This window comes from Herbaspirillum sp. WTB6 (assembly GCF_057457785.1).
The window spans coordinates 2,958,411-2,981,612 of the sequence record NZ_CP176522.1 but is presented as its reverse complement, the minus strand read 5'-3'; the positions used below and the strand labels follow the sequence as shown (position 1 = coordinate 2,981,612).

Annotated in this window: 23 protein-coding genes; 15 read left to right on the top strand and 8 right to left on the bottom strand. The window is 62.3% G+C overall.

Annotated elements, in window-relative coordinates; translation table 11 throughout:
* Positions 1 to 101 precede the first annotated feature (101 nt).
* Both ACK2VC_RS13930 and ACK2VC_RS13925 read right to left on the bottom strand, forming a co-directional pair.
* Positions 102 to 980, bottom strand: a complete 879-nt coding sequence (locus tag ACK2VC_RS13930; RefSeq protein WP_486730986.1) for a DMT family transporter — start codon at positions 978 to 980, stop codon at positions 102 to 104.
* A 43-nt stretch (positions 981 to 1,023) separates the two neighbouring features.
* Positions 1,024 to 2,007 carry a threonine dehydratase gene (locus ACK2VC_RS13925; protein ID WP_486730985.1) on the bottom strand — a complete coding sequence of 328 codons (984 nt, stop codon included), beginning with the start codon at positions 2,005 to 2,007 and terminating at the stop codon, positions 1,024 to 1,026.
* A gap of 95 nt (positions 2,008 to 2,102) precedes the next feature.
* Between ACK2VC_RS13925 and ACK2VC_RS13920 the strand changes: the two genes are divergently transcribed.
* The 5 genes from ACK2VC_RS13920 (at position 2,103) to ACK2VC_RS13900 (ending at position 7,963) form a co-directional block, all read left to right on the top strand.
* Positions 2,103 to 3,590: an aminotransferase-like domain-containing protein gene (locus tag ACK2VC_RS13920; protein WP_486730984.1), complete on the top strand. Its 1,488-nt coding sequence runs from the start codon at positions 2,103 to 2,105 to the stop codon at positions 3,588 to 3,590.
* A gap of 66 nt (positions 3,591 to 3,656) precedes the next feature.
* The gene (gene htpG, locus ACK2VC_RS13915; protein ID WP_486730983.1) at positions 3,657 to 5,579 is read left to right on the top strand and encodes a molecular chaperone HtpG; all 1,923 of its coding nucleotides are present in this window, start codon (positions 3,657 to 3,659) and stop codon (positions 5,577 to 5,579) included.
* Positions 5,580 to 5,694: 115 nt separating this feature from the next.
* Positions 5,695 to 6,420, top strand: a complete 726-nt coding sequence (locus ACK2VC_RS13910) for an AzlC family ABC transporter permease (protein WP_486730982.1) — start codon at positions 5,695 to 5,697, stop codon at positions 6,418 to 6,420.
* Complete coding sequence (locus ACK2VC_RS13905; protein ID WP_486730981.1) at positions 6,417 to 6,737, top strand: AzlD domain-containing protein; 321 nt, start codon at positions 6,417 to 6,419, stop codon at positions 6,735 to 6,737. Before ACK2VC_RS13910 ends, ACK2VC_RS13905 begins: the two co-directional genes overlap by 4 nt.
* Before the next feature lie 230 nt (positions 6,738 to 6,967).
* Positions 6,968 to 7,963, top strand: a complete 996-nt coding sequence (locus tag ACK2VC_RS13900) for an IS30 family transposase (protein ID WP_486730009.1) — start codon at positions 6,968 to 6,970, stop codon at positions 7,961 to 7,963.
* On the opposite strand, the gene ACK2VC_RS13895 is transcribed toward ACK2VC_RS13900, so the two are convergent.
* The 5 genes from ACK2VC_RS13895 to ACK2VC_RS13875 all read right to left on the bottom strand — a co-directional run bounded on the left by ACK2VC_RS13895 (position 7,942) and on the right by ACK2VC_RS13875 (position 14,046).
* Positions 7,942 to 8,133: a hypothetical protein gene (locus ACK2VC_RS13895; protein WP_486730980.1), complete on the bottom strand. Its 192-nt coding sequence runs from the start codon at positions 8,131 to 8,133 to the stop codon at positions 7,942 to 7,944. The genes ACK2VC_RS13900 and ACK2VC_RS13895 overlap by 22 nt on opposite strands.
* A gap of 267 nt (positions 8,134 to 8,400) precedes the next feature.
* Positions 8,401 to 11,010: an alanine--tRNA ligase gene (gene alaS, locus ACK2VC_RS13890; protein ID WP_486730979.1), complete on the bottom strand. Its 2,610-nt coding sequence runs from the start codon at positions 11,008 to 11,010 to the stop codon at positions 8,401 to 8,403.
* A 131-nt stretch (positions 11,011 to 11,141) separates the two neighbouring features.
* Positions 11,142 to 11,471 (bottom strand): hypothetical protein, encoded by a 330-nt coding sequence (locus ACK2VC_RS13885; RefSeq protein ID WP_486730978.1) that lies wholly within the window; start codon positions 11,469 to 11,471, stop codon positions 11,142 to 11,144.
* A gap of 122 nt (positions 11,472 to 11,593) precedes the next feature.
* Positions 11,594 to 12,352 carry a glycerophosphodiester phosphodiesterase gene (gene ugpQ / locus ACK2VC_RS13880; RefSeq protein WP_486730977.1) on the bottom strand — a complete coding sequence of 253 codons (759 nt, stop codon included), beginning with the start codon at positions 12,350 to 12,352 and terminating at the stop codon, positions 11,594 to 11,596.
* A 479-nt stretch (positions 12,353 to 12,831) separates the two neighbouring features.
* A complete protein-coding gene (locus ACK2VC_RS13875; RefSeq protein ID WP_486730976.1) occupies positions 12,832 to 14,046 on the bottom strand; it encodes an ABC transporter substrate-binding protein in 1,215 nt (404 codons plus the stop codon).
* 260 nt (positions 14,047 to 14,306) lie between these two features.
* On the opposite strand from ACK2VC_RS13875, the gene ACK2VC_RS13870 reads away from it, so the two are divergent.
* From ACK2VC_RS13870 to ACK2VC_RS13845, 6 genes are all read left to right on the top strand, one after another.
* Positions 14,307 to 14,687, top strand: a complete 381-nt coding sequence (locus ACK2VC_RS13870; RefSeq protein ID WP_486730975.1) for a DUF2306 domain-containing protein — start codon at positions 14,307 to 14,309, stop codon at positions 14,685 to 14,687.
* Positions 14,688 to 14,698: 11 nt separating this feature from the next.
* Positions 14,699 to 14,980: a 2TM domain-containing protein gene (locus tag ACK2VC_RS13865; RefSeq protein ID WP_486730974.1), complete on the top strand. Its 282-nt coding sequence runs from the start codon at positions 14,699 to 14,701 to the stop codon at positions 14,978 to 14,980.
* On the top strand, positions 14,977 to 16,065 hold the full coding sequence (locus tag ACK2VC_RS13860) for a sensor histidine kinase (protein WP_486730973.1): 1,089 nt from the start codon (positions 14,977 to 14,979) through the stop codon (positions 16,063 to 16,065). The genes ACK2VC_RS13865 and ACK2VC_RS13860 overlap by 4 nt, the downstream gene beginning before the upstream one ends.
* 8 nt (positions 16,066 to 16,073) lie before the next feature.
* Positions 16,074 to 16,874: a LytR/AlgR family response regulator transcription factor gene (locus ACK2VC_RS13855; protein WP_486730972.1), complete on the top strand. Its 801-nt coding sequence runs from the start codon at positions 16,074 to 16,076 to the stop codon at positions 16,872 to 16,874.
* An 84-nt stretch (positions 16,875 to 16,958) separates the two neighbouring features.
* Positions 16,959 to 17,426: a DUF1499 domain-containing protein gene (locus ACK2VC_RS13850; protein ID WP_486730971.1), complete on the top strand. Its 468-nt coding sequence runs from the start codon at positions 16,959 to 16,961 to the stop codon at positions 17,424 to 17,426.
* A gap of 206 nt (positions 17,427 to 17,632) precedes the next feature.
* Entirely contained in the window at positions 17,633 to 17,887 is a 255-nt protein-coding gene (locus ACK2VC_RS13845) for a CsbD family protein (RefSeq protein ID WP_486730970.1), read from the top strand.
* A gap of 77 nt (positions 17,888 to 17,964) precedes the next feature.
* Here the strand turns inward: ACK2VC_RS13845 and ACK2VC_RS13840 are convergent, their stop codons facing one another.
* Complete coding sequence (locus ACK2VC_RS13840) at positions 17,965 to 18,918, bottom strand: DMT family transporter (RefSeq protein ID WP_486730969.1); 954 nt, start codon at positions 18,916 to 18,918, stop codon at positions 17,965 to 17,967.
* Positions 18,919 to 19,122: 204 nt separating this feature from the next.
* Between ACK2VC_RS13840 and ACK2VC_RS13835 the strand changes: the two genes are divergently transcribed.
* The 4 genes from ACK2VC_RS13835 (at position 19,123) to ACK2VC_RS13820 (ending at position 23,171) form a co-directional block, all read left to right on the top strand.
* A complete protein-coding gene (locus ACK2VC_RS13835) occupies positions 19,123 to 20,889 on the top strand; it encodes a glutamine--tRNA ligase/YqeY domain fusion protein (protein WP_486730968.1) in 1,767 nt (588 codons plus the stop codon).
* 65 nt (positions 20,890 to 20,954) lie between these two features.
* A complete protein-coding gene (locus tag ACK2VC_RS13830) occupies positions 20,955 to 21,482 on the top strand; it encodes a hypothetical protein (protein WP_486730967.1) in 528 nt (175 codons plus the stop codon).
* A 23-nt stretch (positions 21,483 to 21,505) separates the two neighbouring features.
* On the top strand, positions 21,506 to 22,417 hold the full coding sequence (locus ACK2VC_RS13825; protein ID WP_486730966.1) for a Kiwa anti-phage protein KwaB-like domain-containing protein: 912 nt from the start codon (positions 21,506 to 21,508) through the stop codon (positions 22,415 to 22,417).
* 196 nt (positions 22,418 to 22,613) lie between these two features.
* Positions 22,614 to 23,171, top strand: a complete 558-nt coding sequence (locus tag ACK2VC_RS13820) for a hypothetical protein (RefSeq protein ID WP_486730965.1) — start codon at positions 22,614 to 22,616, stop codon at positions 23,169 to 23,171.
* Positions 23,172 to 23,202: the final 31 nt, after the last annotated feature.

The following is a 23,202-nucleotide window of genomic DNA, read 5'->3' as shown; positions in this document are numbered from 1 at the left end:
CTCCAAAAAAGAATGCCATCGGGACAGTGCCGGATGGCAGGTTGAACAGGGTTGCTTGCCGCGCGATTATCTCAAATACGCTGCGTCCGGAGTAAACATCCTCAGCGCCGCACCGGCATGCGGCGCCCGATCGCGACCACCGCAATCACCGCGCAGGCGAACAGGATCTGGCGCAACTGCAGCGGTTCGTTGACGATCAGTGCCGCGCCCACCAGCGTCATGAACGGTTGCAGCAACTGGGTCTGGCCGACACGCGCGATGCCGCCCAGGGCCAGTCCCTTGTACCAGAAAAAGAAACCGATAAACATCGAAAACAGCGACACGTACAGGAACCCGGCCCAGGCCTGCGGCGAGGCAGTGACGCCGTAGCGCCAGCCATACCAGGCGGTGATCGGCAGCAGCACCGGCAGCGCCAGCACCAGCGCCCAGGAAATCACCTGTTGCCCGCCCATCGTCTGCGACAGCCGCGCGCCTTCGGCATAACCCATCGCGGCCGCGATCACCGCCGCGAACAAGGCCAGGTCGGCCGGGTGCAGACCGTTGCCGGCACCCTCGCCATCGATCAGTGCGAATGCCACCACGATGGCGCTGCCCACCAGCGCTGCCAGCCAGAATCCGATTGAAGGCCGTTCGCCAAAGCGCAGCGCGCCGAACAAGGCGGTCGCCAGCGGCAGGATGCCGAGCACGATGGCGCCATGCGAAGCCGGCACGTAGACCATCGCCACCGAGGCAAACACCGGGAAGCCGACCACCACGCCCAGCGACACCACGACCAGCGCCCGCCATTGGGCCGGGCTGGGACGGGAAGCGCCCAGATACCACAACAGCGCACCGGAACAAAAGGCGGCCACCACCGCGCGCCCGAGGGCGACAAAGATCGGGTTCAGTTCGGCCACCGCCATCCGCGTGAACGGCAGGGTCAGGCTAAAAATCGCCGCCCCGATCAAGCCCAGCCACATGCCCCTGGTTTCCTGCGTCATCGCCGTCCTCGCATCAATTTACGCCTGTCATCCTGCATCTTGTTCAGCCGCCCAGGATGCGCGCGAACTGCTCGGAATCGGCGTTGGCACCGGAGAGCGGCAGGCCGATCCTGCGCTGGCGCAGTCTGCTCCTGATCTGCAGCGCCGCCGCCAGCGCCGCCGCGCCCGCACCCTCCGCCGCATTATGGCTGGCGACATACAGCAGCTTCATCGCGGCCATCACTTCGTCGTCGGTCACGGCCACGATCTCGTCCACCTGCCGCACAATGATCTCGAGCGAGGCAGCGTCCGGCACCCGGCACGCCAGCCCGTCCGCCACCACCGTGGTCACCGGCGCGGCCACGCTCGTGCCGCTGGCGAAGGAAAGCAAATAAGCAGGCGCGTGGGCCGACACCACGCCGATGATGCGGCAGCGCAAGCCGAGCGCATTGCGCGTCGCCACCGCGGCGCAGATACCGGAACCCTGGCCGATCGGCACCAGCACGACATCCAGGTCCGGCTGCGCGGCAAACAACTCCAGCCAATAGCTGGCGACGCCGCACACCAGGTCGTGGTGGTACGACGGAATCATGTGCAGCGCGCGCTGCCCGGCCAGCACCAGCGCGTGCTCGCGGCTCTCCTGAAAGTCGCCGCCGTGCTCGACCAGTTCGACCCCCAGCGCGCGCATCGCCGCATTTTTTTCGCGGCTATTCCCTTCCGGCACCACGATGGTCGCCGCCAACCCATGCTTGCGCGCGGCAAAGCCGACCGATTGCCCGTGATTGCCGCGCGTCGCCGAAATCACGCCGCGTACCTGCGGCAGGCGCTCGCGCAGGCGCTCCATGTAAACCAGCCCGCCGCGCACCTTGAAGGCACCGACCGGCGTGTGGTTTTCATGCTTGATCCAGGCTTCGCAGCCGAGCGCCTGATTCAACAGCGGCCAGGAATACTGCGGCGTCGGCGGCATCGCGCGATAGACGATGCCGGCCGCGCTTTCGAGTTCGGCCCGGCTGGGCAAGCTGGACCGCTCCAGGGAATCCTCCGACATGCTCCCTCCTTGCAATTGAAACCCGATGCTAATCGACAAAGCCAGTACAGTGCCAGTACAATTTAAGAAATACTTGGGTACAGTGTGCCGGTGAAATGACCAATACAGCCAAAGCCCCATCCAGTGTGGCCCAGCCCGCCTCGGCCGCGGTTCCGATGCTGTTGTCGCGCCAGGCCGGCGATTCGCTGGTGCTGCAGATCACCCGTTCGATCCAGTCCCGGATCGACGACAAGCTGCTGCGCACCGGCAGCCGCATGCCGTCGATCCGCCAGTTCGCCGACCTGCACGGCGTCTCGCGCTTTACCGTGGTCGAAGCCTATGACCGGCTGGTGGCGCAAGGCTTCCTGGAATCGCGGCGCGGTTCCGGTTTCTATGTGCGCGAACGCGCGCCGATGACGATTGCCGGCAGTCCGGTGCGTAGCGCCGAGCTGCCGGCGCAACAGTCCCAGAACGTCGACGTCGTCTGGTTGATCCGCAACATGTTCCGCCAACTGCCGCCGCAGAAAATGCCCGGTTCCGGACTGCTGCCGCCGGGCTGGCTGGACGGCGAGCTGGTCGCCAACGGCTTGCGCGCCATCAGCCGCCAGAACGGCAACCTGCTGGTTGCCTACGGCACTCCGCAAGGCTTTCTGCCGCTGCGCCAGCAACTGCAACTGAAGCTGGTCGAACTCGAGATCGCCGCCGCGCCGGAACAACTGGTCACCACCGCCGGCGTGACCCAGGCGCTGGACCTGGTGGCGCGCCACTTCCTGCAGCCGGGCGATACCGTGTTCGTCGACGATCCGGCCTGGTTCCTGATGTTCGGCTCGTTTGCCACGCTGGGCGCCAAGGTGGTCGGCATCCCGCGCCTGGCCGACGGCCCGGACGTGGCGGCGCTGGCGCAGCTGGCGGCGCTGCACCGGCCGAAGCTGTACGTGATCAATTCGGTGCTGCACAACCCGACCTCGACCTCGCTGTCTGCCGCCAAGGCGTTCCAGATCCTGAAGCTGGCCGAGCAGCATGGCTTCACCATCGTCGAAGACGACATTTACTGCGACATGCACCCCGGTACGGCGGTCCAGCCGGCCACGCGGATCGCGGCACTCGACCAGTTACAGCGCGTGATCTACCTGGGCGGCTTTTCCAAGACGCTGGCGGCCAACCTGCGGGTCGGCTTCATCGCCACCTCGCCCGAGCTGGCCAAGCGCCTGGCCGACCGCAAGATCCTGTCGACCCTGACCACCAGCGAAATCGGTGAACGGGTGGTCTACAAGATCCTGTCCGACGGCCACTACCGCAAGCACGTCGACCGCTTACGCGGCAAGCTCGATGCGGTGCGCGAAAAGACCATCCGTCAGCTGGAGCGCACCGGCCTGACCGCCGACATCGCGACCCCGGCCGGCATGTTCGTCTGGGTCGACGCCGGCTGCGATACCAATCTGCTGACCGAGCAGGCCATGGCGCAAGGCTATCTACTGGCGCCGGGCAGCCTGTTTTCGCCGCACCAGTTGCCGTCCACGCGCATGCGCATCAACGTCGCCGCGATGTCGGACCCCGGCCTGTGGCGCTTCCTGGAACAGGCGATCGACGCCCGGCGGGCTTGAAATCGATGGCGCCACCCTTACTTATAATCACCGATTCTTCATTGTCCATTCAATAACGAGGTAAACATGGCTGCTTCCGACAGCAAGAACGACAAGCAAACACTGGGCTTTCAGGCTGAAGTCAAACAACTGCTGCACCTGATGATTCATTCCTTGTATTCCAACAAGGAAATTTTTCTGCGTGAACTGATCTCGAACGCGTCCGACGCCGCCGACAAACTGCGTTTCGAGGCGATCAACAACGCCGCGCTGTACGAAAGCGATCCCGACCTGAAAATCCGCGTCACCTTCGACCAGACCGCACGCACCATCACGATTTCCGACAACGGCATCGGCATGAGCCGCGAAGAGGCGGTCGAGCACCTCGGTACCATCGCCAAATCGGGCACCAAGGAATTCTTCTCGAAACTCTCGGGCGACCAGCAAAAGGACGCGGCGCTGATCGGCCAGTTCGGGGTCGGCTTCTATTCCGCCTTCATCGTCGCCGACCGCATCACGGTCGAGAGCCGCCGCGCCGGCGTCGCCGCCAACCAAGGCGTGCGCTGGGAATCGGAAGGCGCCGGCGACTTTACGGTGGAAGCGATCGAGAAAACCGCGCGCGGCACCGACATCACGCTGCACCTGCGCGAAGGCGAGGACGAATACCTGTCGGCGTGGAAGCTGAAATCGATCATCCGCAAGTATTCCGACCATATCTCGCTGCCGATCCTGATGCAGAAGGAAGAGTGGGACGAAGAGAAGAAGGAAACCGTCAAGCGCGACGAGTTCGAGACCGTCAACCAGGCCGGCGCGCTGTGGGCGCGCAGCAAATCCGACATCACGCCGGAGCAGTACAACGAGTTCTACAAGCACGTCTCGCACGATTTCCAGGACCCGCTGATCCATACCCACAACCGGGTCGAAGGCCGCAGCGAATACACCCAGTTGCTGTACATTCCGGCGCACGCGCCGTTCGACCTGTGGGACCGCAACAAGCGCGGCGGCATCCGGCTGTATGTCAAGCGTGTGTTCATCATGGACGACGCCGAACAGCTGATGCCGGTCTACCTGCGGTTTGTGAAGGGCGTGATCGATTCGGCCGACCTGCCCTTGAACGTCTCGCGCGAAATCCTGCAGGAGTCGCGCGACGTCAAGGTGATCCGCGAAGGCTCGACCAAGCGCGTGCTGGGCATGCTGGAAGAACTGGCCAACGGCGACGAGCAGGAACAGAAGGACAAGTACGCCACCTTCTGGAAGGAATTCGGCCAGGTGCTGAAGGAAGGCGTCGGCGAAGACCACGTCAACAAGGAGCGCATCGCCAAGCTCTTGCGCTTCGCCTCCACGCATAACGACTCCGACGCCCAGAACGTCTCGTTTGCCGACTATATCGGCCGCATTAAGGAAGGCCAGGACAAGATCTACTACGTCACCGGCGAAACCTACGCCGCCGCCAGGAACAGCCCGCACCTGGAAATCTTCGCCAAGAAAGGCATCGAAGTGCTGCTGCTAACCGACCGCGTCGACGAATGGATGCTGTCCTTCCTGCAGGATTTCGAAGGCAAGGAACTGGTGTCGGTGGCGAAAGGCGACCTTGATCTGGGCAAGCTGGAAGACGAAGCCGAGAAGAAGCAGCACGAAGAAACCGAGAGCCAGTACAAGGATCTGGTCGAAAAGATGAAGACCGCGCTGGCCGAGCAGGCCAAGGACGTGCGCGTGACCTTCCGCCTGACCGATTCGCCGGCCTGCCTGGTGGCCGACGAAAACGAATTGTCCGGCAACCTGGTGCGCATGCTGAAAGCCGCCGGCCAGAACGCGCCGGAATCCAAGCCGATCCTGGAAATCAACCCGGATCATCCGCTGGTGCAGCGCCTGAAGCAGGAAGACGCCCGGTTCGACGACTGGGCCCGCATCCTGTTCGACCAGGCCATGCTGGCCGAAGGCGGCACGCTGGCCGATCCGTCCGGATTTGTGAAGCGGCTGAACCAGATGCTGCTGCAGATCGCAAAGTAAAATAAGGCAGCCAAGCCCACCACCGGCCTGATGCGCAACCCGCGTTCAGGCCGGTTGGCTTTTCCAGATTCACTTCAACTCGCCAAGATGCGGCCCGCGCCGCCGCCCTGATCGCATGTCGTCTTCTCCCCGCCTCTCCAGCTTCGCCGCCGGCGCCCGCGATACCCTGCCGATGCTGGTCGGCGCCGCCCCGTTCGGCCTGATCTTCGGCACCCTGGTGGCACCGGCCCATCTGGCCGGCTGGCAGGGCCAGCTGATGTCGCTCGGCGTGTTCGCCGGCTCCAGCCAGTTCATCGCGGCCGGGTTGATGGCGACCGGCACCGGCATGCTGGTGATCTGGTTCGCCACCTTCATCGTCAACCTGCGCCATATGCTGTATGCGGCCACGCTGTTGCCGCGCGTGCACCATCTGCCGCGCCGCTGGCGCTGGCTGCTCGGTTTCCTGCTGACCGACGAAACTTTTGCGGTGATGGATGGCTACTACCGGCGCCATCCGCAGGCGCCGCTCGGCCACTGGTATTTTCTCGGCTCGGGGCTGTCGATGTACCTCAACTGGCAATGCTGGACGCTGGTCGGGATTCTGTTCGGCGCCATCTTCCCGCAGCTGCAGACGCTCGGCCTCGACTTCGCGATGGTGGCGACCTTCATCGCCATCATCGTGCCGCAACTGTTCCGCATGCCGCAGTTGGCGGCGGCTGTCGCGGCCGGTATCTGCGGCTATCTGCTGAAGGACCTGCCCTACAAGCTGGGGCTCTTGGCAGCGGTGGCGTTCGGCATCGGCGTCGGCCTTGCGCTCTCGCACTGGCTGGCGCGGCGTCATCTGAAACAGGTGCGGCCATGATCGCCACCGTCACCATCCTCGGCATGGCCGTGATCACGGCGTTGATCAAGGCCCTGATCTTCATCCTCGGCGAACGCGTGACGTTTTCGCCACTGGCCAGGCAGGCGCTCGGCTTCGTGCCGGTGACGGTGCTGACCGCGATCATCGTACCGATGGTGCTGGCGCCGCACGGCGCGGGACTGGAACTGACGTGGCGCAATCCGCAACTGGTGGCGGCGATCCTGGCGGTGCTGGTATGCGCGACGACCCGGCATCAGTTGCTGACGATCGGCGCCGGGCTGGCGATGTTCTTTGGCTGGCAGTTCTGGCTGGGATGAGTTGAATCGCGCCGGGTAGGGAAAGAGGCGCGCAGCGTCTTGCCGGCCCGCCGAGCCAAGATACCCCCTGACAGGCAGGCCAATCTCGGATTACAAATAAACGTTTTCGGAACATACTCCGCAAACGTGGATGGCGGTTTCAAAGACGAAGTGCAACACCGATCAACGGAAGGAGGGCGAGATGCGCTAGCATTCGAACCCTTTGACCAGCCAGTCGAAAGTTGCCGAATATGCGCTATACGCACCTCACCCGAGACGAACGATACCAAATTCACGAACTGCAGGCAGACGATCATTCAGTCAGCGAGATTGCGCGCCGGCTGGGGCGGCATCGCTCGACGATCAGTCGCGAACTGCGGCGCAACCGGGGCGTGCATCAATGGCGGCCTGGCCAGGCACACGATAAAGCCTTGGCACGGCAACAGAACAGTCGTAATGCGAGCCGGGTTGCCGACGCCGCCTGGTTGGCGGTTCAGGCCTATATCCGCCTGGACCTGTCGCCCGAACAAGCGATCCACCGCCTGACGCTGGAACGGGGCAGCCCGATCGGCATCAGTCATGAGAGCGTCTATCAACGGATCTACGCCGATCGGCGTGGCGGCGGCGATTTGATCCGGCACTTGCGCAGCCAGAAACCCCGGCGCCAGCGCCACGGCAGCGGCCGGCGGCGTCGGGGAATCCTGCCGGGCCGGATCGGCATCGAGCATCGTCCCCTGATGGTCGAGCAACGCCTGCGGCTGGGCGATTGGGAAGGCGACACCGTGATTGGCAAAGGCCAGCAAGGGGTGCTGGTGACGCTGGTGGAACGGCGGTCGCGCTTCACCCTGGCCGCCCCAGCCAACAGCAAGCAGGCCGAGGGCGTGGGTGCGGTGGTGGTCGATTTGCTCAGCCCGCATCGGCGGGTGTGCCACACCATCACCTTCGACAACGGATCGGAATTCGCCGACCACGCCTTGATCAGTGCCCGCCTGCGGGCCGATGTCTACTTTGCCCGCCCCTATCATTCCTGGGAGCGCGGCCTGAATGAAAACACCAATGGCTTGCTCCGGCAGTATTTCCCGAAGAACACCAATCTGAAAACCGTCAGCCAGCAAGCGCTCCAGGCCGCCGTCGACAAACTCAACCACCGCCCCCGCAAATGCCTTGGTTACAGAACCCCGCATGAGGTCTTTTACAACCTTGCTACACTTCCTCTGGATTTAGCCTATGTTGCACTTCGTGTTTGAAACCGCGGATCTGTTGCTTTTGCTTTTGCTTTTGCTTTTGCTTTTGCTTTTGCTTTTGCTTTTGCTTTTGCTTTTGCTTTTGCTTTTGCTTTTGCTTTTGCTTTTGCTTTTGCTGTTGGCTGTTGGCTGTTGGCTGTTGGCTGTTGGCTGTTGAAATCGCGCGCGAACATCGGAGTTAGTGGGGTCAGAGTTTTTTTTCGCGGCGCTTCATCGCGAAAATTACTCTGACCCCAGTAACGGCCTACAGGAATGAGACCCCAAACCACGCGGGTTTTGGCGCCGCTGCACTTGATCCGTGAAAGCAGGGTCAGAGTAATTTACGCAGTGAGGCCGGCGTAAAAAAACTCTGACCCTGGTTTCACTCCGCCTCGCTTGGCATTGGCCTGAATGTCAACAGCCAACTGCAACAGGGCCCAAAACACCCATGACGCCGGGCATTACGCGCGTTCGCGCACCCAGTCGGCGACGCCGTCCAGCGCCTTCGGCAGCCCGCCCGGATCGGTACCGCCGGCCTGCGCCATGTCGGGCCGGCCGCCGCCCTTGCCGCCCACCTGCTGGGCAACGAAGTTGACCAGCTCTCCCGCCTTGACCTTCGCGGTCGCATCCTTGGTGACGCCGGCGATCAGGCTGACCTTGCCGTCGTTGACTGCGGCCAGTACGATAGCAGCCGACTTCAGCTTGTCCTTCAGCTTGTCCATCGTTTCGCGCAGGGTCGGCACGTCGGCGCCGGCCAGCGTCGCCGCCAGCACCTTGATGCCGTTGATGTCGACCGCCTGCGCCACCAGTTCGTCGCCCTGGCTCGAGGCCAGCTTCGATTTCAGCGTCGCCAGTTCCTTCTCCAGCGACTTGACCTGATCCTGCACCTGGCCGATGCGCTGCGCCAGTTCTTCCGGCTGCGTCTTCAGCGCCGCGGCCGCTTCGTTGACGCGCGCCGCCAGCGACTGCACCAGCGCCAGCGCCGCTTCGCCGGTCACCGCCTCGACGCGGCGGATACCGGCGGCGACGCCGCCTTCGGAGACGATCTTGAACAGGCCGATGTCGCCGGTGCGGCTCACGTGCGTGCCACCGCACAATTCCTTCGAGCTGCCGATGCCGAGCACGCGCACCTCGTCGCCATACTTCTCGCCGAACAGCGCCATCGCGCCGTACTTGATCGCATCGTCGTAGGCCATGATCTGCGCCTCGGTGGCAGCATTGGCCAGCACTTCGCGGTTGACGATCTGCTCGACCCGGCGGATTTCATCGGCGGACAGCGGCGCGTTGTGGCTGAAGTCGAAGCGGGTCTTTTCGGCATCGACCAGCGAACCCTTTTGCGACACATGGCTGCCCAGCACTTCGCGCAGCGCCTTGTGCATCAGGTGCGTGGCCGAGTGGTTGCGCATGGTTTGCGCGCGCAGTGCCGTATCGACTTGCGCGCTGACCGTATCGCCGACCGCCAGCGTGCCGGCGGCGAGCCGGCCGTGGTGACCGAATACGTCGGCCTGGATTTTTTGCGTGTCGGCCACTGCAAAGCGCGCGCCGCCGGCGCTCAGCACGCCCGAGTCGCCGACCTGGCCGCCCGATTCGGCGTAGAACGGCGTGGTGTCCAGCACCACGATCGCCTCCTGCCCGGCGTCGATTTTCTGCACGGCGCTGCCGCCGACATACAGCGCGGCGACCTTACCTTCCTGCGCCAGGGTGTCGTAGCCGACGAAGCGGGTTTTTTCGCCGCTGTAGTCGAGCCCGGCATGGCTCTTGAACTTGCCGGCGGCGCGCGCCTGCTGCTTCTGCCGTTCCATCGCAGCGTCGAAGCCGGCTTCGTCCAGCTCCACCTCGCGTTCGCGGCAGATGTCGGCGGTCAGGTCGAGCGGGAAGCCGTAGGTGTCGTACAGCGTGAAGGCGGTTTCGCCGTCGAGCTTGCCGCCATCCTTGGCCAGCGCGCCTTCGAGAATTTTCATGCCGTGTTCCAGCGTCTCGCCGAAGCGCTCCTCTTCCTGCTGCAGAACCTGCGCCACGCGCGCCTGCGCTTCCACCAGTTCCGGATAGGCGCCACCCATTTCCTTGACCAGGTCCGGCACCAGCCTGTAGAAGAACGGCTTGGCCTGGCCTAGCTTGTGGCCGTGCCGCAGCGCGCGGCGGATGATCCGGCGCAGCACGTAGCCGCGCCCTTCGTTGCCGGGGATCACGCCGTCGACGATCAGGAACGAGCAGGCACGGATGTGGTCGGCGATCACTTTGAGCGAATTGCTGGCCAGATCGCTGGTATTGGTTTCGCGCGCGGCGGCCTTGATCAAGCTCTGGAACAGGTCGATCTCGTAGTTCGAATGCACGTGCTGTAGCACCGCCGCGATCCGTTCCAGCCCCATGCCGGTGTCGACGCAGGGGCGCGGCAGCGGGTGCATCACGCCGGCCTCGTCGCGGTTGAACTGCATGAACACCAGGTTCCAGATTTCGATGTAGCGGTCGCCGTCTTCTTCCGGGCTGCCCGGCGGCCCGCCCCAGACGTCCGGGCCGTGGTCGTAGAAAATCTCGGAGCACGGGCCGCAAGGGCCGGTGTCGGCCATCTGCCAGAAGTTGTCGGAAGCGTAGCGCGCGCCCTTGTTGTCGCCGATGCGCACGATGCGCTCGGCGGGCACGCCGATCTGCTGGTGCCAGATGTCGTAGGCTTCGTCGTCTTCCTGGTACACCGTGACCCACAGCTTGTCCTTGGGCAGGCCGTAGACGCCGGTCAGCAATTCCCAGGCGTAGTGGATCGCGTCTTTTTTGAAATAGTCGCCAAACGAGAAATTGCCGAGCATTTCAAAAAAAGTATGGTGGCGCGCGGTATAGCCGACGTTTTCCAGGTCGTTGTGCTTGCCGCCGGCGCGCACGCAGCGCTGGGCGGTGGTCGCGCGCGAATAATGGCGCTGGTCATGGCCCAGGAACACGTCCTTGAATTGCACCATGCCGGAGTTCGTGAATAGAAGCGTCGGGTCGTTGCCCGGCACCAGGCTCGCCGAGCGGACGATGGTGTGCTCTTTCGATTCGAAATATTTCAGGAACTTGTCGCGGATTTCAGCGGATTTCATGTTCTTTGGCCAAGAGGGAACGAAGCGTTGCAAACCGCTGATTATACGTGATCCCCCTGGCCGATTCAGCGCCGGACAGGCATGAAAAAGCCCGCCGTGGCGGGCGGCGGGCGAATAGGGAATGGTGGCGGTTACGAGGCTGTGCGTGCGTTATGCTTTTTCTGATAAATCTTGCGGCTGGCGCGATTTTCCTCATGCCGCAGCTTGCTGCGCTCGGCCGCGGTGACCTTGCCGTCGGCCTTGGCGACCTGCTCGTCGGCCGCGATCTTCCCTTCCCGCTTTTCGAGTTGCCGGGTTTCGGTAGGAGTCAGCGCCCCGGATTGCACGCCGTTGGCGATCCGTTCCTGCTGGTTTTGCTGGCGCTGGTCGACCCTGGGCGTTGCCGTATTCTGGGCAAATACCGGGGCGGCCAGCAGCACGAGGGCCAGCGCAGAGATCAGTTTTTCCGCATTTTTCATCATCTATCCCTTCAAGGTTTGGGCCATGAGCGGCTTGCTCATGTCGCATTAACCGCCCGGCCTGCGAATTGGATGACGCCCGTGCTGTAAGCAATGTAACCGCCGGTAACCGGCAGCCGCCGCGCCTAGCGGAAATCCGCGCCGATCAGGTCGATGCGGTCGGTGCAAATTGCATCGACACCCCAGGCAAACAATTCCCGCACCCGCTCCGGATCGTTGACCGTGTAGCACATCAGGCCGTAGCCGGCGCGTTTCACCGCCTGCGCCTGGGCCGGCAGCAGGTGCTTGTGATTGGTGTGCAGGGCCACCGCCTGCAGTTGCCGCAGCGGCTCCTGCCAGTCGCGCGGGACTTGGTCCATCAGGAAGCCGCGCGGGATCTCCGGCGCCTCCTCCCGGGCCGCCAGCAGCGTCTCGAAATCGAAGGAGGAAAACAGCGGCAGCGGCCCATCGCCCGCCTGCGGGGATTCGATCCGCCGTGCGAACAGGCTGCGCACCAGGCGCGCGGCGACGCGCCCGGTCTGCACTTCGAAGCCCGGCGCCGGCTTGATTTCGATGTTCATCCAGATACGCTCGGCGATGCAGAATTCGAGCACCTCGCGCAGGCCCGGCACCGGCTCGCCGCGAAATTCCGGGCCGAGCCAGGAGCCGGCGTCCAGCGCTGCCAGTTCGGCGGCACTGTAGTCGAACACGTTGCCGCTGCCGGCCACGGTGCGGCCGAGCTGCGGATCGTGCATCAGGATCGGCGCATCGTCGCGCGCCAGCATGACGTCGAACTCGATCGCGTGGAATCCGAGCGCGAGGCCGGCGCGGATGCCGGCCAGGGTATTTTCCGGCGCCAGAATGCCGCCGCCGCGATGGGCAATGATTTTCGGATAAGGCCACATGATGTGAAGAAAATTGCTCTGGAAGCCGATCGGCCCGCGGGCCAGCCGCCTCGAATCGGCACGGCGCATCCCTCGCCCATGGTTCGCGCCGATTGTCGCACGGCATCGGAATTTAGATTTCTTTCAGGTTCGCCAGGGTCTGGAACCCTGAGCGGCGCGAGGTGGATCAACGGGCACACATGCGGGCCGCGCCCCATTGAATACTGCAGATGATAGGCGCATGGGGTAATCGGCAACCAACGGGGTCTTATGCGAGTTGCCGGGCTACGCTGCCAAACGCATCGCCACGCTGCGCGGGCAAAAGGCGCTGTAACCGGTGGCGGCATCAATGCATTCATATACCCCCACACAAAGATACCATTTCCGTTCGTCAATATTATGGAATTACCACATACTCCAAGATTACTGGCGGCGGCTCTGTTGTAGTCATCCGTTCCACGCTCGCCAATTCCCCCATCCTGGGCGATGGCCGCGGGCGCTTATTTATTCGCTAATTTCGAGCGCGACGACAGCACCGCACGCTTGGCGTCAGCCGGGTTGGCGTATTGCACCAAACCATGCTTGACCTGCCCCAGCAGCAGGATCGAACTGTCGAGCGCCTCGTGGTCGTCCTTCGAGAATGGCCTTTGATAGGTCGCGATCACGCCGGGGATGCGCCGGTCGAGGTTTTCCAGCGCGTGCCTAATCGAGGGGCCGTCCATGTTGGGCGCGCGGAACAATGCGTTCAACAGCAGGAACATGGCATCGTAGGTTTGCGCCGCGCACATCGCGCACGGAATGTTCCTGACGTTGTTCATCTTGGCGTATTGCAGCACCAGGGCCGTGCTGCGCTCGTTCATCACGCCGTCCTGGACGAAGGTCTGGGGCATGACCGCGCCTTCGGCGGCGGCGCCGGCGAGATCGATGTGATTGCGAAAACCCACGCCCCAGGGTCCAGTCTGCTGCACCTTCCAGCCCAGCGCCTGGCGCCCCCTGGAAATGGTGGCGATGTCCGGTCCCAGCGCGTAGGTAAACACGACGTCGGCGCCGGCGTCGCGCGCGCGGGTCAGCGCCGGCGTCAGGTCGACCACGCCCTGCTTGAAGCGTTCGACGATCACCGGCTTCATGTGGCGCAGCGCCAGCAGCCGCTCGACATCCTGCAGCCCGCCTTCGCCATAGCCGGTATCGTCGGCGAACACCGCGATCTTCGACAGGCCACGGCGGTCGATCATTTCCTTCAGGATGAAATCGACCTGCAGCTGGTCCGCCATCGCAACCCGGAAGATGTAGTTGTCGGCGGCGGCTGGTGGCGCGAATTTCCTGGTGATCGCGGTACCGGTCGCGACCGGGATGATCAGCGGTACCCTGGCTTCCTGATAGACGTCGATCGCCTTCGCGGCGACGCCGGAATTGCAGTAGCCGATGGTGGCCACCACTTTCTCCTGGTGCACCAGCTCTTCGGCGATCGCACGGCCGATGGCCGGATCGGCCTTGTCGTCGCGTTCCACCAGTTGCAGCTTGCGGCCGCCGACGCCGCCCACCGCGTTGATTTCGTTGACCGCAATGCGCAGCGCGGAACGCACCGAAATGCCCATCTCCGCAGACTGCCCTTCAAAGGTGCAATTGGTGCCGATCTTGATCGGCGTCGTATCCTGTGCCGATGCATGCAGCGAAAAGCCGAGCGCGACAAGCCACATCCGGATCAAGGTTTTCATGGTCTCCTCCTGGCTGACATCCCGATTGTTATGTTTTGACGGGCGGCCCGTTCGGGACACTGGGCAAATCCAGTGTATTTGAGTTGTCATCAAGAAAACAGTAGTAAAAATACTGCATTAAGAGCTCAGCGCCGTGCCGGCACCCGGCGCCGCTTTCTGGCGGCTCGCGCCACGAAACCGGCGCTTCATCGCATTCCGCTGGCGGCCGCCGGCGACGCGCCCGACAATGCGCTCCATGTTCAATTCGCGGGAGGCGCAGCATGGGATTCACACCGATCATTCTGGTCCACGTAGCGGCGGCACTGGCAGCCGTCATCGTCGGCGGCATCACGTTCCTGCTGAAAAAGGGCAGCGCGCGGCACCGCCTGTTCGGCCGCGGTTGGGTGCTGCTGATGGCATTCGTTGCGCTCAGCTCGTTCTGGATCAAGACCAGCGGACACTGGTCCTGGATTCATTTGTTGTCGGTCGGCACGCTGGCCGGCCTTGCGGCGGCGATCTTTGCGATCGTTCATAAAAAGGTGCAGTGGCACCGGCGCGCGATGACCAATCTCTACCTGGGGCTGGTGATCGCCGGCATGTTTACCCTGATGCCGAGCCGCCTGCTGGGCGAACTGGTCTGGGGTTCGGTCGGACTCACTTAAGGAGAAGCAGCATGGAAAACCCTGTCAACTATCAAGACGCCAAGCGGCATGTCGAACGCAAGCTCGGTTTCTTCACCCATCTGGCGGTATATGCGCTGGTCAACACCGGCTTGATCGTGCTGAACCTGACGCTGACGCCGCAGCGCTTGTGGGCGCTGGCGCCGCTGTTCGGCTGGGGAATCGGGTTACTATTTCACGGCTTGGCGATTTTCCTGCATGCGCCGGGCGCGGCGTGGAAACAGCGCCTGATCGAGCACGAACTGAGTAAGCACAAGAACCCACCTTCCGCATGAATCTTTCTTCTCCGCTTGCAATGCGCGCCCGGCTGCTGGCGCGGCGCCTGCAGCTCGATTTCGCGGTCGTGAGCCTGGTCAATCTCGCCTGCGCCGTGGTGGTGACGTACATTATGCGCACCGGCTCCAGTTTTTGGGAAAACCTGGTGTTTTCGGTGTGCATCGGCACGCTGGCGGTCCTGCTGATCGATGGCTCCCGGGTCATGCTGTGGGGCGAGGGCGCACCGCCGAAACTGCCATTTTTCGCACTGGTGGCGCTGGCATCGCCGCTCGCCTACTTCCTCGGGCATGCGGCGGCGATGCGTCTTCTGGGCCTGCCCACGGAAGGCCTGCCGCTGAGCCAGCCCGAAAATGCGGTTGGCTTTATCAGCCTGACCGTGCTGGCCGGCTTGCTGATGACCGTCTTCTTCTGGAGCCGCGCCGAAGTGGCGGAACTGAAAACCGCCGCCGCCACTGAAAAGGCGCGCGCCGCCGCGGTCGAAAAGCAGGCACTGCAGGCGCAACTGCAACTGCTGCAGGCGCAGATCGAGCCGCACATGCTGTTCAACACCCTGGCGACGCTGCAAAGCCTGATCGCCTTCGACCCGCCGCGCGCGCAGCAGATGCTGGAGCAATTGATCCACTATCTGCGCGCCACGCTGTCGTCGTCGCGCGCCGAACAGACCACGCTGGTGCAGGAATTCGCGCTGATGGACGCCTATCTCGGCCTGATGTCGGTGCGCATGGGCGCACGCCTGTCGTACACGCTGGAATTGCCGCCGGACTTGCGCGACATTCCGGTGCCGCCAATGCTGCTGCAGCCGCTGGTGGAAAACGCCATCAAGCATGGGCTGGAACCCAAGATCGACGGTGGCCGCATCACGGTGCAGGCGCGCCGCGACGGCACTCTGCTGCACCTGTCGGTGGCCGATACCGGCCTCGGCCTGGAAGCATCCGCCGCCAACGGCAGCAGCGGCACCCAGGTCGGCGTGGCCAATGTGCGCGAACGGCTGCAGGCGCTGTATGGCAGCCACGCAAATTTTTCGCTTTCTTCCAACATGCCGGGCGGCGTGGTCGCGCGGCTCGAACTGCCCTTTACGTCATGATGCCAGGCATGTCCCCGCTTTCCGCACCGATGCGCGCCCTGATCGCGGAAGACGAACCGATCCTGGCGCAGGCGCTGCTGCAATCGCTGCAGCGGCTGTGGCCCGAGCTGCAAATTGCCGGCGCGGTCGAGAATGGCGTCGCGGCGGTGCGCGAAGCGCTGGCGCAGCGCCCCGACGTGCTGTTTCTGGACATCAAGATGCCCGGCAAGACCGGCCTCGAAGCGGCGCAAGAGCTGGCCGAGGACTGGCCGGAAGACGTGCCGTTTCCGCTGGTCGTATTCGTCACCGCCTACGATGAATACGCGCTGCAGGCGTTCGAGCAGGCCGCCGCCGATTACGTGCTGAAACCGGTCACCGACGCCCGCCTGGCGCAGACCGTGGCGCGCCTACAGGCGCGGCTGGCGACCCAGCACGAGCGCGACGGCGAGCTGGAGCGCATCCTGCAGCAGTTGCGCACGATCCTGCCGGCAGCGCCGGGCGGCCAGCGGCTGTCGATGATCCGCGCCGGCGTCGGCAATCAGGTGCGCCTGATCCCGGTGGCCGAGGTGGTCTACTTCGAAGCCGCCGACAAGTACCTGAACGTGGTGACCGCCGGCGGCGAAGCGCTGATCCGCACCAGCCTGAAGGAGTTGCTGCCGCAGCTCGACCCCGACCAGTTCTGGCAAATCCATCGCGGCACCGTGGTCAACCTGCGCCAGGTGCAGGCGGCGGTGCGCGACGACGCCGGCAAGCTGACGCTGCGCCTGCGCGACCGGCCCGAACAGTTGCCGGTGAGCCGCGTGTTCGCCTACCTGTTCCGGCAGATGTAAAGCCGCCGGAGCGCGTCCGGCCGCTGCTATGATGCAAGATCACGGCAGCGGAACCTCGGGAGCATCGTGGCAAGAATGATCAGAATGTTGGCGCTCGTCCTGTTTGTCATGCTGCCGGTCGGCATATTGGTTGCCGGCCAGTTCGGCCTGTTCAGCGGCACCCGGCCAAACGATATCGGCGTCCATGACGGCATGCTGAAGGCCCCTGGCGCCGATACGCACAACGTGGTTTCGAGCCAGGCCGCCTCGCAAGCGCACAACGCCAGCAACCTGATCGCGCCGCTTCGTTTCCAGGGTGACCCGGCCGCCGCTTTCGGCCGCCTGCAGGCTCTGCTGCGCAAGATGGACAACGTCACCATCGTCAGCGTCACGCCGGATTATCTGCATGCCGAGTTCCGCACGCGAACGCTGCACTTTGTCGATGACGTCGAGTTCCTGCTGGACGCGCAAGACGGCGTGATCCACATGCGTTCGGCGTCGCGCCTCGGACGCGGCGATTTCGGCGTCAACCGCGCCCGGCTGGAACGGATACGGGCCGCCTTCGGCGGCTGATACGGATTTGCAATCAAAGTGAGAACAAGGCGCGAAGCCGCAGACAGTGCTGGCGCACGGCAAGGCGAAGCAACACAGTTATCGCTTTGAGTGCGAATCCGTATGAACGGCCGGTCCGCGGCGCCGGCAAGACTTGGGGAAATGCTACTGCCATCCCTCCCCATCGTCCCGCCTGCCGCAGCCGCAAAAAATGGCTTGAACTTACCGTGGACGCCCTGCTCTTATCTCTGCAGTTGTCTTTTTTAAATCGTCATGAGGAAATCATCATGAACAAGGACCAAGTCAAAGGCACGGCCAAAAGGGTCGCGGGGAAGGTGCAGCAAAGCGCCGGTAAATTGATCGGCAGCCGTGAACAGGAAGCCAAAGGGCTCGGCCGGCAAATGGCCGGCAAGGCGCAAAAAGCCATGGGCGACGTCAAGGAAGCGATCAAAACCAAAAGCGCGACCAGCCGCCATCACTGATATCGCCGCGATTGCGGCACGCGTAAACCGCTGCATGAAATGCGGCGGAAACCAGCCCACTCCGGCGAGTGGGCTTTTTACATGCTGGAGGAAGACGCCGCGACCGCCGGCTTTTCCGGCGGCGCGCTGCCGCCGGCCGCCAGCCAGAGCACGCCGCCCAGCGTCAGGGCGCCGCCCAGCCATTGCCAGCCGGCGAGCGACTCGGCCAGCAGCCAGCCGGCCAGGCCGACCGTAACCACCGGCTCCAGCGTCGACAGCATCGACGCCAGCGACGCCCCCAGCCGTTTCAGCCCGGCAAAAAAAGCAATCACCGCCACCACCGTCGACACCAGCGCGACGCCGGCGACGCCGCCCCAGCCGGCGGCCGAGTGCGGCAGCCGCAGCGGCATGCCGTTCATGCCGCGCAACAGCACCAGCCCGCTCAGCACCACGGCGGCGGCCAGGCACACCACGGTGGTGGTCATGACCGGATCGAGGCCGCGCGTGATGCGGGTGCCGGCCACGATATACAGCGCATAGATCGCCGCCGCTGCCAAGCCGAGCCCGATCCCGGTCAGGCTGGCGCCGCCGGCGCCCGCGCTCAGGTTTGGCCCGATCACCAGCACCGTGCCCAGTCCGCACAGCAGCAGCGCACCGAGCTTGCGCATGGTGATGCGCTCGCGCAAGAAAACCGCCGCCAGCAGCGTGACGAGGGTCGGATAGGTATACAGCAACAGCGCCACCAGCGAAGCAGGCGCATGATTCAGCGCGGCGAAATAACACCAGGACATGCCGTTGTAACCGATGCCGCCCATCACCGCCAGCCACGCCAGCGTCGCCGGCGGCGGCCAGGGCAACCGGCGCAGCAACACCACCGCCAGCAGGATCAATCCCGCCAGCACGAAGCGCGGCAGCAGCACGCCATACACGTCGGCGCCATCGGCATACGCGAAGCGCGTGAAAATCGCCATCGCGCCAAAACCGATCGCCGACAACGCAATCAGCAATACCCCTTGCAACCGTTCACTGCCGCCGCTCGTTCCCTTGCTCATCCGAATCCGCTGCTCCACATTGTGTCGGCCATGCACCGACGCTGCGCCGACCGCGGCGCCCGCCGCCGGAATTGTAGCCCGCCCGCGCCGGCGACGGCCGACAATCCGGCGCCCGCGAGGGACAAGGGCCTCGGGCCTGCCCGCTACGGTAAAATGCCCCGAAACGCCATCCTCTCCATACCGAATCAAAAGACTCGCCAATCCATGAGCAACGAACCGAAAAACGGCGCAAAAAACGCCGCCCCAGCGCCGGCAGTCTCCAACTTCTTGCGCGCCATCATCGACGCCGACCTCGCCAGCGGCAAGCACGCCGGCCGCCGCGACCAACACCTGCATCCGCTGCCCACGGTCATCACGCGCTTTCCGCCCGAGCCGAACGGCTATCTGCACATCGGCCACGCCAAATCGATCTGCCTCAACTTCGGCCTGGCGCGCGACTACGGCGGCCGCTGCCATTTGCGCTTCGACGACACCAACCCGGAGAAGGAAGAACAGGAATACGTCGACACCATCATCGACAGCGTGCACTGGCTCGGATTTTCCTGGCAGCACGGCGACGGCCCCGAGCGGCGCGAGCACCTGTACTACGCCAGCGACTACTTCGACCAGTTGTATGCGATGGCCGAATACCTAATCACGTCCGGCCATGCGTATGTCGACAGCCAGAGCGCCGCCGAGATGGCCGCCCATCGCGGCAACTTCAACGAGCCCGGCAAGAACTCGCCCTACCGCGACCGCCCCGCCGCCGAATCGCTCGACCTGTTCCGGCGCATGAAGGCCGGCGAATTCGAAGACGGCACGCACGTCCTGCGCGCCAAGATCGACATGACCTCGCCCAACATGAACATGCGCGACCCGGCCATCTACCGCATCCGCCACGCGCACCACCACCGCACCGGCGACGACTGGTGCGTGTACCCGATGTACGACTACGCGCACCCGATCGAGGACGCGATCGAATACGTCACGCACTCGGTCTGCACGCTCGAGTTCCAGGACCACCGGCCGTTCTACGACTGGGTGCTGGAGCGCCTGGCCGAAGGCGGCTTCTTCCAGAAGCCGCTGCCCTACCAATACGAATTCGCGCGCCTGAACCTGACCTATGTCGTCACCAGCAAGCGCAAGCTGCGCCAGCTGGTGGAAGAAGGCATCGTCGACGGCTGGGACGACCCGCGGATGCCGACCATCGTCGGCATCCGCCGCCGCGGCTACACGCCGGAATCGATCCAGCTGTTCTGCGAACGCATCGGCGTCACCAAGTCCGACGGCTGGATCGACATGAGCACGCTCGAAGGCTGTTTGCGCGAAGACCTCGACCCCAAGGCGCCGCGCGCGGTCGCCGTGCTGCGTCCGCTGAAACTGATCATCGACAACTTCCCGGAAAACCTGTCGGAAGACTGCACGGCCCCGATCCACCCGCACCACCCGGAACGCGGCCATCGCAGCTTCCCGATCACGCGCGAACTGTGGATCGAGCAGGAAGATTTCATGGAAACGCCGAGCAAGGGCTACTTCCGCCTGTTCCCCGGCAACAAGGTGCGGCTGCGCTACGGCTACGTGGTCGAATGCACGGGCTGCGACAAGGACGAAAACGGCAACGTGATTGCAGTGCACTGCAACTACTTCCCCGACAGCAAATCCGGCACCGAAGGCAGCGCCAACTACAAGGTCAAGGGCAACATCCACTGGGTCAGCGCCACCCACGCGCTGGAAGCCGAAGTGCGGCTATACGACCGCCTGTTCACCGACCCGCAACCGGACGCCGGCGGCAAGGATTTCATGCAGGTGCTGAATCCGAATGCGAAGGAAGTGGTGACTGCTTATTTAGAGCCGGGGATGAAGCATGCGCTGCCGGAAGACCGCTATCAGTTCGAGCGGCATGGGTATTTTGTAGCGGATCGGGTGGATTCGAAACCGGGGAAGCCGGTGTTTAATCGGGTGGTGACGTTGAAGGATTCATGGGGGAAGTAAACGTATTTATCCGTAAGTCGAATGTTTAAGCCACTCCTGGCTCGGTTTCATGAACGGAAAATAGAATGGATGGAATCCGGTTTATTCTCGTGCTTGCCTGTATGTCCCCTCTATTCATTTTATGGGCCATCCGTGGGATCGGGATAATACCGTTCGAAATCTACTTCCCATCGTTCGTATTTTTGGCAGTTCTGCCAAATATTTATTTACTTTTCAGAATTTGGCAAGCAAAGCGATTAAACGATAGGAAGCGCATACACATCAGAGAGTTCACTGACAATAAAGAACACTTGCTAACTTTTATTTTTGCATTGCTGATCCCGCTTTACCAAACCAGTGTGAGCACTGAAAACGACCTATATTCAGCCTTGTGTGCGCTTCTGTTTGTGATTTTCATTTTTTGGCATATGCAGCTTTATTACATGAATTTTTGGTTCGCCATCTTCAGATATCGTGTGCTGTCTATAAAACTTGATTCGGCCAGCGGCGATTTTTCTGTTACTCATGTTTTAATTACACGCAGGGATAAATTACCCACTGGCCTGGAAATTAACCCACTGCGCGTTACGGATTTTTTACTGTTCGACAAATAACAAAAATATTACGGGGGAGCTGCATGAATTTTGATTTCAATAATATAGGGCTAGTTACGTTGATCGGATATTTTGAAGATACGTCCGCACTAAATCCAAGACACATTCAGATCCCGATTCACCCACAAGTTCAAGCGGAATTGAAGATCATGTTGGCCGCTACGGCGAAAAAAATGCAGTTGCCGGCATCGTCACCAAACCTACCGATCTTCGATCCAGCTGAAAAATACAGTTCGGAAGAATCTCTCCAATTACCCTTAGGGACGCCTTATGTCAGCGACTTGGCATTAACTGTTGCGCTTCAAAATTTACCGAGTGATGCAAACGCATTGAACGCAGTCTCTGAATTAGAGTATTACTACGCCGTATTCACGGATAATCGCAATAGAAAATTATTCGCGTTTCGCCGTGCAAGCCAGTTTAAAGGTGTAACTAAATCAAAATTAGCGTTTCTCAACGGCGGGGTCTTAACATTAATGGGCGAGGCTGTTTTCCGACTAGATAACGATTTCGACTATTTGGTAACAGATCAAACAATTTACATCTTACGACCAAGTGGTTTTGAGTTCACCACAAATGTATCCGGGCAGATTCTAAGAGCTGCCGCCGTCAATGCGGCCACTATTTCCCAAAGTGTTTTATTTTTAGATATTACTAGAATCAGTGATTACGCAACCCGCCATCCGCGCTCAGCTAGATTATTAGCCGCTATTCGCTCGCGGGATGATCTTCATTTGATTGATAGACGGTTGCTTGAATCAGCGTGTCAGAGTTTCGGTATCGTCATTGTGCAAAATCAAGATGGCACCATGATTGGACCAGATGCTGGACACGAATACGATTTTCTATGCATAATAGATCGGCGTGCATACACGGCAATATTAGTTCCCGGTCAGCCTGAAAAATATGAGGCCGCTAGCCGGGTTCAGAAGTAAAAACGATAGAGAATAATGCGATCAAGGAATAAAGGGGTCATAGTCAGATATCTACCACATCAATTACCACATGTCTTGCCTCACCAGCATCACGGTGACTCAGTTGTAGTCCATTCGTTCGCCCAGCGGCCAAACCCGATTAAAGGGGTCAGAGTCAAATATTTTCAAGATGTCACTACCCCTGCCGGCAGCACCCATGACCCCGATTCCAGACCTGAAGCGCGCGCGGACAATCGCGAGCTGGCTGGCTGCCGTCGCCTGCGCCTTGGGCACTGCCGCGGCCTTTGCCGCGCCGCCCGCCGAGCGCAGCGGCGCCTCCCAGTGGCCGCCATCGGTCTCGGCGAGCGAGGCGGCCTGGACCGCCAGTCGAACCCTGATCGCGCCGAGCGGAATAGCGGTCGATTTGCCTGAACCGGCTTCAATGTCGAACCTTGACGTTCGGCAGTGGTATCTGAATCAGGCAGCCCGGATTCCGCAATTGGTTGACTCGACGGCGACCCTTGAACAGCAAGCCAGGCAAGCTGTCGATCTACGAAATGCGTTCAGATCGGCGGCGCGCGCTGCAATGCTGGACCAGGAGGCTGCGGACATGCTTCGCGCCACGAATCCGAATCTCACATGGGATCAGGTCGTGCAAAAGTACTCGGCCGACTACTCCGGGGATGAATTGTGGCAACGGATAATTGCAGCGGCGCAGGGTACAAGGACTTCGGTAAACCGCTCGCTGGGCCTTACGCCGCCCAAGGAACCATGACGGACTTCAGCATACAAGACAACTGGTCGGA